The 2500-nt window shown below is 54.7% G+C and carries 2 rRNA genes (1 of these 2 cut by a window edge); both read left to right on the top strand.

Annotated elements, in window-relative coordinates:
- Positions 1-2290 (top strand): 23S ribosomal RNA (locus tag ACY0JR_RS21135); it begins 602 nt to the left of the window's first position.
- 91 nt (positions 2291-2381) lie between these two features.
- Positions 2382-2493 (top strand): 5S ribosomal RNA (gene rrf / locus ACY0JR_RS21130).
- Positions 2494-2500 lie beyond the last annotated feature (7 nt).

Here is a 2500-nt window from a genome sequence, read left to right as displayed (position 1 = left end):
CCTACGAGTTACTCCTCCCTGGCGAGGTTAAGTGTCTGGAGACACGGAGCCGCAGCGAAAGCGAGTCTGAACAGGGCGCACAGTCAGGGGGGGTAGACGCGAAACTTTGTGATCTACCCTTGGGCAGGATGAAGTTGCGGTAACACGCAATGGAGGTCCGAACCAGTTTCCGTTGAAAAGGATTTGGATGACCTGAGGGTAGGGGTGAAAGGCCAATCAAACTGAGAAATAGCTCGTACTCCCCGAAATGCCTTTAGGGGCAGCGTCGAGGTTGAGTCTCGCGGAGGTAGAGCTACCGATAGGACTAGGGGGAGTCAAATCCTACCGAATCCTGACGAACTCCGAATGCCGCGAGACATACTCGGCAGTGAGGCTTGGGGTGCTAAGGTCCCAGGCCGAGAGGGAAAGAACCCAGACCATCAGCTAAGGTCCCTAAATTTACGCTAAGTTGAACAAAGGAGGTTCAGTTGCTTAGACAGCCAGGATGTTGGCTTGGAAGCAGCCATTCATTTAAAGAGTGCGTAACAGCTCACTGGTCGAGCGACAGGGCATCGATAATAATCGGGCATCAAGCGTAATACCGAAGCTATGGATAGAATTATATTCTGTGGTAGGGGAGCATTCCCGTCGGCTACGAAGGTATCTGGTAATGGATATTGGAGCGTCGGGAAAAGCAAATGTAGGCATAAGTAACGATAATGCGGGCGAGAAACCCGCACACCGAAAGACTAAGGTTTCCTGATCAACGCTAATCGGATCAGGGTTAGTCGGGTCCTAAGGCCGATGCGAGAGCTAAGGTCGATGGACAACTGGTTAATATTCCAGTACTAGCGTGACTGAGTGATGCGGTGACGGAGTAGTGAAAGGCCCGCCTGGTGACGGAATACCAGGTTAAAGCACGTAGTTATAGGACTAGTAGTCAAGTACGCTAGACCTGATGAAATGCGATAGTACCCCAAGCCCCCGGGCGAGGGGATAGCGGCCCTAATCAGACTCCCAAGAAAACCCGCTAAGCGTTCACGGTCACGCTACCCGTACCGCAATCCGACACAGGTAGTCGAGGAGAGAATCCTAAGGTGCTCGAGTGAATCACGGCCAAGGAACTCGGCAAAATGGCCCTGTAACTTCGGGAGAAGGGGCGCTTCCTCATAGCGATATGAGAAGCCGCAGTGAAGAGGCCCAGGCGACTGTTTAACAAAAACACATGGCTATGCGAAATCGAGAGATGAGGTATATGGCCTGACACCTGCCCGGTGCCGGAAGGTTAAGAGGGGATGTCAGCCGCAAGGCGAAGCATTGAATCGAAGCCCCGGTAAACGGCGGCCGTAACTATAACGGTCCTAAGGTAGCGAAATTCCTTGTCGGGTAAGTTCCGACCTGCACGAATGGTGTAACGATCTGGGCGCTGTCTCAGCCGTGAGCTCGGTGAAATTGTAGTCTCGGTGAAGATGCCGAGTACCCGCTACGGGACGGAAAGACCCCGTGCACCTTTACTATAGCTTAACATTGACTCTGGGCAACCCGTGTGTAGGATAGGTGGGAGACTGTGATCCGGCGTCGCCAGGCGTCGGTTAGTCAGCGTTGAAATACCACCCTCGGGTTGTCCGGGGCCTAATCCCGGAGGGGAGACATTGTTTGGTGGGTAGTTTGACTGGGGTGGTCGCCTCCAAAAGAGTAACGGAGGCTTTCAAAGGTACCCTCAGCACGCTTGGTAACCGTGCGCAGAGCGCAATAGCAGAAGGGTGCTTGACTGTGAGGCCCACAAGCCGAGCAGGGCCGAAAGGCGGATATAGTGATCCGGTGGTTCCGCATGGAAGGGCCATCGCTCAAAGGATAAAAGGTACGCCGGGGATAACAGGCTGATCTCCCCCAAGAGCTCATATCGACGGGGAGGTTTGGCACCTCGATGTCGGCTCGTCACGTCCTGGGGCTGGAGAAGGTCCCAAGGGTTGAGCTGTTCGCTCATTAAAGTGGCACGCGAGCTGGGTTCAGAACGTCGTGAGACAGTTCGGTCCCTATCTGTAGTGGGCGTTGGATGTTTGAGGGGACCTGTCCTTAGTACGAGAGGACCGGGATGGACGAGCCTCTGGTGGACCTGTTGTGGCGCCAGCCGCAGCGCAGGGTAGCTACGCTCGGATGAGATAAGCGCTGAAAGCATCTAAGTGCGAAACTCACCCCAAGATGAGACATCCCTTCAAGGGCCGTGGGAGACGACCACGTCGATAGGCGGCAGGTGTAAAGTCGGAAACGACATAGCCGAGCCGTACTAATTGCCCGAGGGCTTTCCCGCCACCAAAAGGCGCGTACCCTGCCCGTTCTCTCTTTTCCCAAGTATCTCAAAGCACCCCCCGGCATCATTATGAGTAGAAATACTCAAAGACAATGGTGGCTATGTCGCGGGTGTCCACCTCTTCCCATTCCGAACAGAGAAGTTAAGCCCCGCCGAGCCGATGGTACTGCGGTCACACGCGGGAGAGTAGGTAGCCGCCAACCCCCTTAA

This window comes from Rufibacter sp. JT3400010 (assembly GCF_054956755.1).
The sequence above is the reverse complement of the archived record's forward strand: the minus strand, read 5'-3'. Positions and strand labels throughout refer to the sequence as shown.